The sequence below is a fragment of the Saccharothrix sp. BKS2 genome (genome assembly GCF_047689505.1).
Classification (GTDB): domain Bacteria; phylum Actinomycetota; class Actinomycetes; order Mycobacteriales; family Pseudonocardiaceae; genus Actinosynnema; species Actinosynnema lopnurensis.
The window spans coordinates 580,011-592,838 of record NZ_JAUQOL010000003.1 but is presented as its reverse complement, the minus strand read 5'-3'; the positions used below and the strand labels follow the sequence as shown (position 1 = coordinate 592,838).

Annotated in this window: 11 protein-coding genes; 3 read left to right on the top strand and 8 right to left on the bottom strand. The window is 72.4% G+C overall.

Annotated features, from left to right (window positions below):
* Position 1: 1 nt before the first annotated feature.
* Entirely contained in the window at positions 2-634 is a 633-nt protein-coding gene (locus tag Q5530_RS08210; RefSeq protein ID WP_415361635.1) for a hypothetical protein, read from the bottom strand.
* 205 nt (positions 635-839) lie between these two features.
* On the opposite strand from Q5530_RS08210, the gene Q5530_RS08205 reads away from it, so the two are divergent.
* The 3 genes from Q5530_RS08205 (at position 840) to Q5530_RS08195 (ending at position 3,569) form a co-directional block, all read left to right on the top strand.
* Positions 840-1,403, top strand: coding sequence for a sigma-70 family RNA polymerase sigma factor (locus Q5530_RS08205; RefSeq protein WP_415361634.1), 564 nt, complete (start codon positions 840-842; stop codon positions 1,401-1,403).
* A gap of 5 nt (positions 1,404-1,408) precedes the next feature.
* Positions 1,409-2,140 (top strand): anti-sigma factor family protein, encoded by a 732-nt coding sequence (locus Q5530_RS08200; RefSeq protein ID WP_415361633.1) that lies wholly within the window; start codon positions 1,409-1,411, stop codon positions 2,138-2,140.
* Positions 2,141-2,636: 496 nt separating this feature from the next.
* Positions 2,637-3,569 (top strand): NAD(P)-dependent oxidoreductase, encoded by a 933-nt coding sequence (locus Q5530_RS08195; protein WP_415361632.1) that lies wholly within the window; start codon positions 2,637-2,639, stop codon positions 3,567-3,569.
* A 64-nt stretch (positions 3,570-3,633) separates the two neighbouring features.
* On the opposite strand, the gene Q5530_RS08190 is transcribed toward Q5530_RS08195, so the two are convergent.
* The 7 genes from Q5530_RS08190 to Q5530_RS08160 all read right to left on the bottom strand — a co-directional run bounded on the left by Q5530_RS08190 (position 3,634) and on the right by Q5530_RS08160 (position 12,377).
* A complete protein-coding gene (locus tag Q5530_RS08190) occupies positions 3,634-3,978 on the bottom strand; it encodes a DUF742 domain-containing protein (protein ID WP_380640071.1) in 345 nt (114 codons plus the stop codon).
* A gap of 529 nt (positions 3,979-4,507) precedes the next feature.
* A complete protein-coding gene (gene ispG, locus Q5530_RS08185; protein WP_380640069.1) occupies positions 4,508-5,602 on the bottom strand; it encodes a flavodoxin-dependent (E)-4-hydroxy-3-methylbut-2-enyl-diphosphate synthase in 1,095 nt (364 codons plus the stop codon).
* A complete protein-coding gene (locus Q5530_RS08180) occupies positions 5,599-7,329 on the bottom strand; it encodes a 1-deoxy-D-xylulose-5-phosphate synthase (protein ID WP_415361630.1) in 1,731 nt (576 codons plus the stop codon). The genes ispG and Q5530_RS08180 overlap by 4 nt, the downstream gene beginning before the upstream one ends.
* Positions 7,326-8,252, bottom strand: a complete 927-nt coding sequence (locus Q5530_RS08175; RefSeq protein WP_415361629.1) for a 4-hydroxy-3-methylbut-2-enyl diphosphate reductase — start codon at positions 8,250-8,252, stop codon at positions 7,326-7,328. The genes Q5530_RS08180 and Q5530_RS08175 overlap by 4 nt, the downstream gene beginning before the upstream one ends.
* 146 nt (positions 8,253-8,398) lie before the next feature.
* The gene (locus Q5530_RS08170) at positions 8,399-9,439 is read right to left on the bottom strand and encodes a family 2 encapsulin nanocompartment cargo protein polyprenyl transferase (protein ID WP_415361628.1); all 1,041 of its coding nucleotides are present in this window, start codon (positions 9,437-9,439) and stop codon (positions 8,399-8,401) included.
* 93 nt (positions 9,440-9,532) lie between these two features.
* On the bottom strand, positions 9,533-10,942 hold the full coding sequence (locus Q5530_RS08165) for a family 2B encapsulin nanocompartment shell protein (protein ID WP_415361627.1): 1,410 nt from the start codon (positions 10,940-10,942) through the stop codon (positions 9,533-9,535).
* 28 nt (positions 10,943-10,970) lie between these two features.
* Positions 10,971-12,377, bottom strand: a complete 1,407-nt coding sequence (locus tag Q5530_RS08160) for a family 2B encapsulin nanocompartment shell protein (RefSeq protein WP_415361626.1) — start codon at positions 12,375-12,377, stop codon at positions 10,971-10,973.
* Positions 12,378-12,828 lie beyond the last annotated feature (451 nt).

The following is a 12,828-nucleotide window of genomic DNA, read 5'->3' as shown; positions in this document are numbered from 1 at the left end:
TTCAGTAGCCGTCGCCCGTGCCCGTGCCCGTGCCCGTGTCGGTGTCGGGCTCGGCGTCGGCCTCACCGGCTCCCGTGCCGGAGCCGGAGCCCTCGTCCGCGTCCGCGTCGCCGGCCGTGGCACCGTCGTTCGCCTGCGCCTTCTTGCCCTCCGGCGTCACCGCGAACCAGGTGCCGTTCCGGCCCTGGCCGGTCAGGTCGCCGGCCTTCTTGTCGCCCGCGTACCGGTAGAGGGGCCACCCGGCGAGCGTGACCTGCCGCCGGCCGTCGGTCCGGGCCACCGAACCGACCAGCGTCGGGTCCACCCCGGAGGTCATGGTGTGCTCCCCGACCAGCACCGGCGGCCACTGCTCCAGGCACGCCGCGTCGCAAGTGGACTTCGACGGTTTCGCGGTGTCCTTGTCGAAGCGGTAGAGGGCGAACCCGCCCGCGTCCGCCACGAACCACCCGACCTGCTTGGACTCGGTCGCCAGCAGCAGCTGGTGGGGCTCCTTGCCGAATTCCGGGTTCTGCTGGAGAGTCGTCGTGCCGGAGTTGGCGCCGGCCGCCCCACCCTGGCCGCCCGCGGTACCGGTGCCGGTCGCGCCACAGGCGCTGACCAGCAGCAACGCCGCGGCTGCCGGAACCAGCAGCAACGCCTTTCGGGTACGTCGACTGGGCATCATTGGTCCTTTCTCCTGCTGGCGGGATCCGCCACAAGGCGCAAGGACCGGGTGGTCGGGTCCTGACCGTTGAAGCGGATACCGGGAAGTACGGACACGATGCGGTGACGGTTCACGAACAAATCAACCACTTTTTTTGCGGCCAAACCCTCGACGCGGAAGCACCCGGCGCGCTTGGATGCACGGCGTGGCGCGGCACAGACGCAGCACTTCCCCCCAAAGAGAACGCACCTGGCCGGACGCGAGCCCGGAAGACGAGCTGATCCGCAGGCTCTACCAGGAGTTCGGCAGCGCGCTGCTCGGACATGCCATGAGACTGACCGGCAGCGACCGGCAGTGGGCAGAGGACATCGTCCAGGAGACGCTCGTGCGGGCGTGGCGGAACGCCGAGAAGCTGGAGCGGGACCCCGTCCTGCTGCGCTCCTGGCTGTTCACCGTCGCCCGGCGACTGGTCATCGACGACCGTCGGAAGCGGAGCGTCAGACCGCAGGAGTCGGAGTTGACGCCGTCGGACGAAGCCCCGGTGCGGGACGAGGCCGACCGCACCCTGTCGGCGATAGTTGTGGCCGAAGCGATGAACGGACTGACCGAGGAGCACCGGGAGGCTATTCTCGAAACGTACTTGAGGGACCGGACCGTCGGGGAGGCCGCAGCGGTGCTCGGGGTGCCGCCGGGCACGGTGAAATCCAGGGTGTACTACGCGCTCCGCGCCTTGCGGCGGGCGTTGCAGGATCGGGGCTGACGCGCGTGACATCGCCTACGGAGCACATCGACGTGGCGGCGTACGTCCTCGGGGTGTTGGACGAGGACGAGGTCGACGCCTTCGAGAACCACCTGGCCCAGTGCCGGCGGTGCGCGCTCGACCTGCGTGATTTCGCCCAGCTGCCCGACCTGCTCGACGAGGCGAACGCCAACGGCCTGCTGCGCGCCGGAACGGGGGAGCGGCCCGACGGCCGCTCGGTGCGCGCCATGCTGGACAACGTCTCGGACCTCCGCGCGCGCAAGCGCCGGAACGCGGTGCTGGCGGCGGCGGCCGCCGCCGTGCTGCTGGTCGTGCTGACCGCGGTCGTGTCGGTCTACGTCGCCGCGCCGACCGACCGGGTCGCCGGGTCCACCACGTCGGTCCCGGCGCAGACCAACGTGGCCAAGGACGCGCCGGACGCCTCCGGCAGGCTCACCAGGACCGACACGACGACCGGCGTGTCCGCCGACCTCGTCGCGACCCCGCAGCGCTGGGGCATGTCCCTGGAGCTGGAGGTCAAGGGTGCCCAGGGCCCGACCAGGTGCGAGCTGATCGCCAAGTCCAAGACCGGCGAGACGATGGTCCTGGGCTCCTGGCTGGCCTCGTCCCCGACCCCCGACCGCGACCCGGCCCACCTCCAGGCGGCAGTGGGCCTGCGCTGGCACGAGATCGCGGAGTTCACGATCCGCGACACCAAAACCGGCACCACCCTGGTCCGCCTACCCACCACCCAGTAACCCAACCAGGGGCTCCCGACCCCCGAACTCAGGCTCCCTGAACGTACGACACGCGCGGCTCGAGTGTTCGACACGCGCGCGAGTCGTACGTTCAGGACCACCGTGTCGTACGTTCGCGACCCCCGAGTTCAACGTTCGTGACGCACCAGTGTTGATGTTGGTCAGCGCGGTGGAGGCCGGGAGCCGAACCGACCTTCTGGTACCCCACGCCGTTCCAGTGACCCGGCCGTACTCGCGGCGTGGCACCAGGCCCGCCCGGTACGTGAAACCGTTGGCAGCCAACGACAAGCGAACGTGACACCAGGTCTGGTGCAACCCTGGTCTGCCGCCCCGCCACCTCCTGACCCGACCGGGGGACCCTGAACGCTGAACTCGGGGGTCCTGAACGTACGACTCGCGGGGGCTGAACGTACGACTCGCGTGTGTTGTGCGGTTGGGAGGGCCGAGGTCGGCGGTTGTGGCGCACCAGCGTTCAAGACGGCGGGGATGTGGGGGAGTGGGATGGAGTGGGAGGCGGCGCTCGGGCGTCGCCGGGGTGGACCGGGAGGTCGTGGTGGAGGTCGGTTTCGTCGGGCTCGGGATCATGGGTCAGCCGATGGCCCTCAACCTGGCGCGTGCCGGGCGGCCGCTGGTGGTGTGGAACCGGTCGCCGCACCGGTGCGAGCCGCTGCGAGAGGCCGGCGCGCTGGTCGTGGACGAGGTGGGGGAGGTGTTCCGGCGGGCCGAGCTGGTCATCGTGATGTTGGCGAACGAGGCCGCGATCGACGCCGTGCTGGAGCGCGGCGGCCCTGGCTTCGCGGGCAAGGTGGCCGGTCGCACGCTCGTGCACATGGGCACCACGTCGCCCGGCTTCTCCCACGGCCTCGAAGCCGACGTGCGGGCGGCGGGCGGCCACTACGTCGAGGCGCCGGTGTCCGGCTCGCGCGGTCCGGCCGAGGCGGGTGAGCTGGTCGCCATGCTGGCCGGTGAGCCCGAGGCCGTCGCACGGGTGCGCGAGGTCGTCGGGTCGATGTGCTCGAACGTGGTCGAGTGCGGCGAGGCGCCCAAGGCGCTGCTGATGAAGCTGGCGGTGAACCTGTTCCTGATCACCATGACCACCGGCCTGGTCGAGTCGTTCCACTTCGCCGAGCGGCACGAGTTGGACCTCGGCAAGCTGGTCGAGGTGCTGGACTCGGGGCCGATGTCGAGCAAGGTGTCCCGGGCCAAGACCGGCAAGCTGCTGGCCGGTGACTTCGGGGCGCAGGCGGCGATCGCCGACGTGCTGATGAACAACCGCCTGATCGCCGACGCGGCTCGGGCCGCCGCCATCGCCTCGCCGCTGCTGGACGTGTGCCTGGAGCTGTTCACCCGCACCGAGGAGCTGGGGTACGGCAAGGAGGACATGGCCGCTGTGGTGCGGGCGGTCCGGGAGCGGTCGGACGCGGTGTAGCGCGGGTGCGGGGCGCCTACGGCGCGGAGGCGGGTGCGGGCGGCTTACGGTGCGGGGTGCGGGGTCAGATGCCGCGCAGGCCGGCCAGGACCCGCTCCATGAGGTCCATCGACGGCCTGCCCTCGGCGTCGATCGGTTCGCCCTGGTGCACGGTGATCAGGCTCAGTTCGGACATGTCCGCGAGCAGCACCCGCGCCACGCCGAGCGGCAGCCGCAGCCGCGCCGCGACCTCCGCCACCGAGTGCGGGTTGCGGCACAGGTCGCTGATCGCGCGGTGCTCGGCGGTCGAGGTCAGGGCGTCCCGGTCGATCCGCTCGTTCGTGGACACGATCGTCTCGATGGCCAGCGTCCGCGCGGAATGCGTGCGGCCGCCGGTTCTGGTGTACGGGCGTACCCGGAGGGTAGACACACCAGCTCCTCGAAGCGGTCGGAAGTGATCTTCACTCGTCTGTGGTCAGGGGCGCTGACGGCACCCGACCATACGGTTGATCAGGCATTCTGTCTCGAATTTCCCAGGATGTGGGAGGAATTCGACAGGGCTGCGACGGTGTGTGTTCGACCGTTCTCGCGGGGTGTCTGAACCCCTCGGAAGCCATCCCATCATCGAACGGTCGCCCCGTGTTTCCCCCTGGTTCGCCCGGGACGGGGGTCCCGGGCGCCGTTGGGAACAACCAGGACTAACCGATGGGGGTCGGGTTCGTGATCACGGGCCCGACGCTAGGCACCGGTGGAGCGCTCCCACAACGGTTGTTGACGAAGGTTTGAGGTTCGTCCACCGACTGTCCTCCGGCGACCCGTCCCGAAAGGCCGGACTGGCAGGCCGGACCGGAGGGCGGGGCTGGAGGGCGGGGCTGGAGGGCGGGGCTGGAGGGCGGGGCTGGAGGGCGGGGCTAGAGGGCGGGGCCGGACCGGGGGTGTGCCGGGCCGGCGCCGAACCACTACCCCTCGTCGCCCAGCTTGAGCGCCTCCTCCAGCAGGGCCTCGACGATCCCGGACTCGGGCACGGTCCGCACCACCCGCCCGCGCACGAAGATCTGCCCCTTCCCGTTGCCCGACGACACGCCGAGGTCCGCCTCCCTGGCCTCCCCGGGCCCGTTGACCACGCACCCCATCACCGCGACCCGCAGCGGTTCCGGAAAGCCCTCGAACGCGGCGGTCACCTGCTCGGCCAGCCGGTACACGTCGACCTGGGCCCGTCCGCAGGAGGGGCAGGACACGATCTCCAGCTTGCGCGGCCGCAGCCCGAGCGACGCCAGGATCTGCGCGCCCGCCTTGACCTCCTCGACCGGCGGCGCCGACAGCGAGACCCGGATGGTGTCGCCGATGCCCTCCGACAGCAGCACGCCGAAGGCCACCGAGGACTTGACCGTGCCCTGCACCAGCGGCCCGGCCTCGGTGACGCCCAGGTGCAGCGGGTAGTCGCAGGCGCGGGCCAGCTGCCGGTAGGCGGAGATCACGACCAGCGGGTCGTGGTGCTTGACCGAGATCTTGAGGTCGGTGAAGCCGTGCTCCTCGAACAGGGAGCACTCCCACAGCGCCGACTCCACCAGCGCCTCGGGCGTCGCCCCGCCGTGCTTGTCGTAGAGCCGCTGGTCCAGCGAGCCGGCGTTCACGCCGATGCGGATGGGCACGCCCGCGCCTGCCGCGGCGCGCGCGATCTCCCCGACCCGGTCGTCGAACCTGCGGATGTTGCCGGGGTTGACCCGCACCGCCGCGCACCCGGCGTCGATCGCGGCGAAGACGTAGCGGGGTTGGAAGTGGATGTCGGCGACCACCGGGATGGGCGACTTGCGGGCGATGGCGGGCAGGGCGTCCGCGTCGTCCTGCGACGGCACGGCGACGCGGACGATCTCGCACCCGGCGGCGGTCAGCTCCGCGATCTGCCGCAGCGTGGCCTCCACGTCCGCGGTCGGCGTGGTCGTCATCGACTGCACGCTCACCGGCGCGTCGCCGCCGACGGGCACCCCGCCGACGTCGAGCCTGCGGGACGTCCTGCGCCGCCGTGCGGGCGGGGCGAGCTGAAGGGCGGTCAACTGTGCTCCCCGAGTCGTTTGAGGACGGTGGTGGCGATGCCGGCCGCGTCGAGGCCGTGCGCGCGCAGGATCTCCTCGCGCGTGCCGTGCGGCAGGAAGCCCGCGGGCAGCGCGTAGGTGCCGACCCGCGTCGGCGCGCCCACCAGGGCCAACGCCTGCGCCAGCCGGCCGCCGAGGGCGCCGGGGGTGGTGGTGTCCTCCACCGCCAGCACGAGCCGGTGCCCGGCGGCCAGCCGGACCAGGTCCGGGTCCAGCGGCGCGGTCCAGCGGGGGTCGACCACGGTGACCGGCACGCCCTGCCGGGCCAGCTCCTCGGCCGCGGCCAGGCACGGCCCGGCCATCGGGCCGACCGCGACGATCAGGCCCTCCGCGCCGGGCTCCTCGCGCAGCACGTCGCAGCGGCCCTCCCGGCGCAGCGCCGGGATGTCGGCCGACGCCTTGGCCTTCGGGTAGCGGACGGCGGTCGGGCCGTCCTCCACGGCGACGGCCTCGCGCAGCGCCTCCCGCAACCGGGCCGGGTCGCGCGGCGCGGCCAGCCGCAGGCCGGGCACGACCGGCAGCACCGAGGCGTCCCACATGCCGTGGTGGCTGGGCCCGTCCGGTCCGGTGACCCCGGCGCGGTCGAGCACGAACGTCACGGGCAGCCGGTGCAGCGCCACGTCCAGCAGCACCTGGTCGAACGCGCGGGACAGGAACGTGGCGTAGACCGCGACCACCGGGTGCATCCCGGCCAGCGCCAGGCCCGCCGCCGAGGTGACCGCGTGCTGCTCCGCGATGCCCACGTCGAAGGTGCGCTCCGGGAACCGGCGGGCGAACCCGTCCAGCCCGGTCGGGCCGCGCATGGCGGCGGTCACGCACACCACGTCGTCCCGCTGCTCGCCGATGCGGGCGATCTCGTCGCCGAACACGTCGGTCCAGGTGACCCCGCCGCGCGACCCGCTCGGCGACACCGCGTGCTGGTGGTCGACCAGGTCCCGCTCGGCGGGCGGGTGGCCCTCGCCCTTGCGCGTCACGCAGTGCACCACCACCGGCCGCCCCAGCGCGACGGCCTCGACCAGCGCCCGCTCCACCGCGACCGCGTCGTGCCCGTCCACCGGGCCGAGGTAGGGCAGGCCCAGGGCCTCGAACAGCGCGGGCCCGCGGCCGGCGCGCAGCTCCGCCAGGTGCCCGGCCAGGCCGCCCGCGGTCGGCGCGTACGAGCGGCCGTTGTCGTTGAGCACGACCACCACCGGGTGCCGGGCGCCCGCGAGGTTGTTCAGCGCCTCCCACGCCATGCCGCCGGTCAGCGCGCCGTCGCCGACGACCGCCACCACGCGCCGGTCCGAGCCGCGCAGCCGCAGCCCCCTGGCCAGCCCGTCGGCGTAGGAGAGGGCGGTGGAGGCGTGCGAGTTCTCGATGACGTCGTGCGGCGACTCGGCGGCGGACGGGTAGCCGGACAGCCCGCCGGCGCGGCGCAGCGCGTCGAAGGCGTCGGCGCGGCCGGTGAGGACCTTGTGCACGTAGGTCTGGTGCCCGGTGTCGAACAGCAGCACGTCGTGCGGCGAGTCGAACACCCGGTGCACCGCGATGGTCAGCTCCACCGCGCCCAGGTTCGGCCCCAGGTGGCCGCCTGACCGGCCCACCCGGTCGACCAGGAACCGGCGGATCTCCGCCGCCAGCTCGGGCAGCTGCGAGGGGGCTAAGGCCCGCACGTCACCGGGCCCGGCGATGGCCTCCAGGAGCGTCACCGCGGCCTCACCGCGGCCGGCAGCGTGAACCGGATGGTCTCGCGGGCGGTCTCGCGCACCTGCACGTCCCACGCGCCCAGCGCCTCGATCACCTCGTCCACGAGCCGCGGCGGCGCGGACGCCCCGGCGCTCAGACCGACCACCCGCACGCCCTCCAGCCACTCCGGCCGGATGTCCGCGGCGTCGTCGACGAGGTGCGCGGGCGTGCCCATCCGGCGGGCCAGCTCCACCAGCCGCACCGAGTTGGACGAGTTCGCCGACCCGACGACCAGCACCAGGTCGGCCTCGTGGGCCACCTCGCGCACGGCTTCCTGCCGGTTGGTGGTGGCGTAGCAGATGTCGGCCGACGGGGGTCCCTTGAGCGCGGGGAACCTCGCCCGCAGCGCGGCCAGCACCTCGGCCGTCTCGTCCACCGCCAGCGTGGTCTGGGTCAGGTAGGACACCCGCCCCGGGTCGGGCACGTCCAGGGCCTCGACGTCCGCGACGCTCTCCACCAGCACGATCCGCTCGGGCGCCTCGCCGAGCGTGCCCTCGACCTCCTCGTGGCCCTCGTGCCCGATCAGCACCACGGTGTCGCCGCGACCGACGAACCGCCTGGCCTCCGCGTGCACCTTGGTGACCAGCGGGCAGGTCGCGTCGACGACCTCCAGGCCCCGGCCGGCGGCCTCCTCGCGCACCGCGGGGGACACGCCGTGGGCCGAGAACACCACGGTCGCGCCGTCGGGCACCTCGTCCAGCTCGTCGACGAAGACCGCGCCGCGCGCCTCCAGGTCGGCCACCACGTGGGTGTTGTGCACGATCTGCTTGCGCACGTGGATCGGCCCGCCGCGCTGGTCGAGCAGCCGGTCGACGATGTCGATGGCCCGTTCCACCCCGGCGCAGAACGACCGGGGCGACGCGAGCAGCACAACGGGAAGGACCATGGGCACGGCTCCTCGGCGAGGGAACGCGAGTGGGGCGGGGGCGGTGCGGTGGGGACGGTGCGGGGGCGGTGCGGTGGGGACAGTGCGGGGTGGTGCGGTGGGGACGGGGTCCGGGCTCCGGGGGACGGGGCCCGGAGTTCAGCGGTTCAGCGGTCGCGGCGCGTGGCCAGGCGCGCCACGGCGTCCAGCTCCCGCGCCGCCGACTCCGCCGGCTCGGCCGCCCGCAGGTGGACCCGGGCCCGCGCCAGCAGGTGGTCGGCCCGGCCCTGGCTCCACGCCCGCGCGCCGGACACCTCGATCAGGTCGGCCGCGCGCGCCAGGTCGGCCCCGGTCAGCTGCCGGTCCGCGTGGTAGAGCTCGTCCAGCTCCCGCGCGGCGGCCGTGTCCGAGGTCAGCGCCGCCACCACCGGCAGCGACTTCTTGCGGTTCTGGAGGTCGGAGAACACCGGCTTGCCGGTCACCTCGGGGTCGCCCCAGATGCCGAGCAGGTCGTCCACGAACTGGAACGCCAGCCCCATCCGCTCGCCGAACGACCGCAGGTGCTCCACCTGGTCCGGTCGCCCGCCGCCGAACAGCGCGCCCAGCGCGCAGGCCGCGCCGAGCAGCGACCCGGTCTTGCACTCGGCCATGCGCACGCACTCGGCCAGCCGCACGTCACCGCGCTCCTCGAACGCCAGGTCCGCGCTCTGCCCGTCCAGCAGCTGCTGCACCGCGGTCGACAGCACCCGGATGCCCTGCTGCGCGGCCGGGTTCCCGCTGCCCGCGAGCACGTCCAGGGAGAGGGTGAGCAGCGAGTCTCCCGCCAGCACGGCCGGGTTGACGCCGAACACGCTCCACGCCGTGGGCCGGTGCCGCCGGGTGGTGTCGCCGTCCATCACGTCGTCGTGCAGCAGCGAGAAGTTGTGCACCAGCTCCACCGCCACCGCCGCGGGCAGCGCCTGCTCCACCGAGCCCCCGACGGCCCGCGCGCCCAGCAGCGCCAGCGCCGGCCGGATGGCCTTGCCCGCGTCCGCGCCGGCGGGCCTGCCGTGCTCGTCCCACCACCCGAAGTGGTAGCCCGCGATCCCCCGCATCGACTCGGGCAGCCGGTCCACCGCGGCCCGCAACGCCGGGTCGACCCCGGCACGGCTCCAGCTCAGCACCTCGCGCGCGGACCGGTGCGCGGGGCTCACGTCCAGGTCGGTCATCGCCACAGCTCCTGTTCGGGGGATGCGCCCGCGGTGCGGGCGGGGGTACGGCAGCCGGGCGCGGCGGGCCCGGCTGCCGTCGAACCGGCGGGACTACGACCGACCGATCTCCACGTTCTCCAACACGCCCAGCGCGTCCGGGACCAGCACGGCCACCGAGTAGTATGCGCTGACCAGGTACGACACGATCGCCTTCTCGCTGATGCCCATGAACCGGGCGTTGATCCCCGGCTGCACCTCGTCGGGCAGCCCCGGCTGGTGCAGTCCGACCACGCCGCTGTCCTGCTCGCCCACGCGCATCGCGATGATGGAGCTGGCGCCGCGATCGCTGATCGGGATCTTGTTCGACGGGAACAGCGGGACGCCCCGCCAGGTGAGCACCTGCGTGCCGTCGACGTTGGTCGTGCCGGGGTAGAGGCCCCGCTTGCTGACCTCGCGCCCGAACGCCGCGATGGCGCGGGGGTGGGCCAGCATGAACGCGGTCTTGCGCCGGCGGGACAGCAGTTCGTCCAGGTCGTCGGGGGTCGGCGGCCCGGTGCGGGTGTGGATGCGCTGCTTGAGCTCGGCGTTGTGGAGCAGGCCGATGCGCCGGTTGTTGATCATCTCGTACTCCTGGCGCTCGCGCAGCGCCTCGATGGTCAACCGCAACTGCTGCTCGGTCTGGTTCATCGGGTGGTTGTAGAGGTCCGCCACGCGGGTGTGCACGCGCAGCACGGTCTGGGCCACCTCCAGCTCGTACTCCCGCGGCGCGAGTTCGTAGTCCACGAACGTCGCGGGCAGGTCGGGCTCGCCCTCGTGGCCCGAGGCGATCTCGATGTCCGCCTCGCCGTGCTTGTTCTGCGGCTTGCCGCCGGCGCGGACCAGCGCCTCGACGTGCTCGCGCAGCACGTCGGCCCGGCCGTTGAGCCGCTGGACCGCCTCCTGGCGCAGCACCAGCGCGATCACCGGGGTGACCGCCCGGAAGGTGTGCCCCCAGGTCGCCTCGCCGCCGGTCAGCGCGTCGGAGCCGAAGTGCTCGCCGTCGGCCATGGTGTCCAGCACGGTCTGGTCGCCGTACTCGCCGCGGCCGACCTGCTGGACCTTGCCGTGGGCGATGAGGAAGACCTCGTCGGCCAGGCCGCCGAACTCGGCCAGCACGTCGCCGGGCTCGTACCGGCGCTGCTCGAACCGCTCCGCCAGCGCGACCAGCACGTCGTCGTCGGGGAGGTCGCGCAGCACGGGCAGCTCCCGCAGCTCCTGCGGGATGACCCGGATGTCGGCGCCGGTGCTGATGAAGGTCACCCGGCCGTCGCCGACGGCGTAGGTGAGGCGGCGGTTCACCCGGTAGGTGCCCGCCTGGGTGGTCACCCACGGCAGCTTGCGCAGCAGCCAGCGGGGCGAGATGCCCTGCATCTGGGGCGTGGACTTGGTCGTGCTCGCCAGGTTCCGCGCGGCCGCGGGGCCGAGGCTCTGCCGGCGGTGCTCGGCCTCCTCAGGGGTGAGGCCGGGGTCGGTCACGGTCACGTCAGGTGTCCGATCTGGTCGTGGGGAACTAGTCTTCGCGGCCGATCTGGACGTGCTCCAGCACGCCGACGGCGTCCGGGACGAGGATCGCGGTGGAGTAGTAGGCGCTGACGAGGTAGGAGATGATCGCCTTCTCGCTGATGCCCATGAAGCGCACGTTCAGCCCCGGCTGGTACTCGTCGGGCAGGCCGGTCTGGTGCAGGCCGATGACGCCCTGGTTCTGCTCCCCGGCGCGCAGCAGCAGGATCGAGCTGGTGCGGGCCTCGCTGACGGCGATCTTGTTGCACGGCAGGACGGGGACACCGCGCCACGCGGGGACGTGGTGGCCGTTGAAGTCGATCGTGTCCGGGTAGACGCCGCGCTTGTTGCACTCCCGGCCGAACGCCGCGATCACCCTCGGGTGGGCCAGGAACGCGGTCGGCTCCTTCCACACCGTGGACAGCAGCTCGTCCAGGTCGTCCGGGGTCGGCGGGCCGCTGCGGGTGTGGATGCGCTGCTTGAGGTCGGCGCTGTGCAGCAGGCCGAAGTCGCGGTTGTTCACCATCTCGTACTCCTGGCGCTCGCGCAGCGCCTCGATGGTGAGCCGCAACTGCTGCTCGACCTGGTCCATCGGGTGGTTGTAGAGGTCGGCGACGCGGCTGTGGACCCGCAGCACGGTCTGCGCCACGCTCAGCTCCAGCTCGCGCGGCGCCAGCTCGTAGTCGACGTAGGTGCCGGGCAGGTCCGGCTCGCCGTCGTGGCCCGAGGCGATCTCGATCTCGGCCTCGCCGTGCTGGTTGGACCGGCCGGACACGCCCGCGAACGCGTGCTGGATGTGCGCCCGCAGGCCGCCGGCCTCGCCGTTGAGCCGCTCGAACACGTCCCACGGCAGGACCAGCGCGATGACCGGCGTGACGGCCTTGACGGTGAACTCCCACTCGCCCTGCGGCCCGGCCAGGACCTGGTCGCCGAAGTAGTCGCCGTCGGCCAGCACGCCGAGCGCGGTCTGGGCGCCGTACTCGCCCTGCCCGATCTTGTCGACCCTGCCGTGCGCGATGAGGTGGACGGCGTCCTGGGGACGACCGCGCTCGACGATCACGTCACCCGGTTGGTACTCCCGCTGCTCGAAGCGCGAGGCGAGCGCGGTCAGCGCCTCGACGTCGTCGTAGTCGCGCAGCAGCGGCAGTTCGGTCAGCTCCTGCGGGACGACCGAGACGTCCGCGCCGATGTTGGTGAACGTCAGCCGGCCGTCGCCGATGGCGTAGCTGAGCCTGCGGTTGACCCGGAACGCGCCACCCTTCGCCTCCACCCAGGGCAGCACCTTGAGCAGCCACCGCGAGGTGATGTTCTGCATCTGGGGGACGGACTTGGTGGTCGTCGCGAGGTTCCGCGCCGCAGCCCTGCTCAGGCTGAGCTGATGCCGCTCGACCTCGACGTCCGAATCGGTCACAGACACCCGGCACACCGCCAATCGGATTTAGTTCATTGGGCCGGCTTGACGGTAGTGAGGCCGAATGCGTCACGGGAAGCGGCCGATGCGGCGACCCCCTTGAGGGTCATTTTGACGGCCGGTGCGCACTGATAGTGCAACTGGTGAACGACACGGGTGACAACGGGTGATTCTCGCGCGCGGGGAGTAGAGTATTCACTCTAACGTGGAATGGTTGCCACGTTCGTACCAGCGTTTTTCACGCGAAGGTGTCGTTGACGAGGGGCTGGTTCACGTTTCCGTGGCGATTTTGTCGAGGTGCGGACAAAAAGTCAGCCTTGTGCGGCGGCCGCTTCACGTTGTCGTGTACCCGATTTTTGCGAGGATGTCGTCCTGGTGGGCCACCGGAAAAAGCGAGAAATGCTCGTTCCCGGTCGGACCGGTCCTCGCGGGGGCGGGTACCACCGGCGCGCACGCC

Excerpts from the sequence above, each read along its gene's own strand:
- Q5530_RS08175 (WP_415361629.1), bottom strand. The coding sequence starts at position 8,252 with ATGGTCCTTCCCGTTGTGCTGCTCGCGTCGCCCCGGTCGTTCTGCGCC.
- Q5530_RS08205 (WP_415361634.1), top strand. The coding sequence starts at position 840 with ATGCACGGCGTGGCGCGGCACAGACGCAGCACTTCCCCCCAAAGAGAA.
- Q5530_RS08170 (WP_415361628.1), bottom strand. The coding sequence starts at position 9,439 with ATGACCGACCTGGACGTGAGCCCCGCGCACCGGTCCGCGCGCGAGGTG.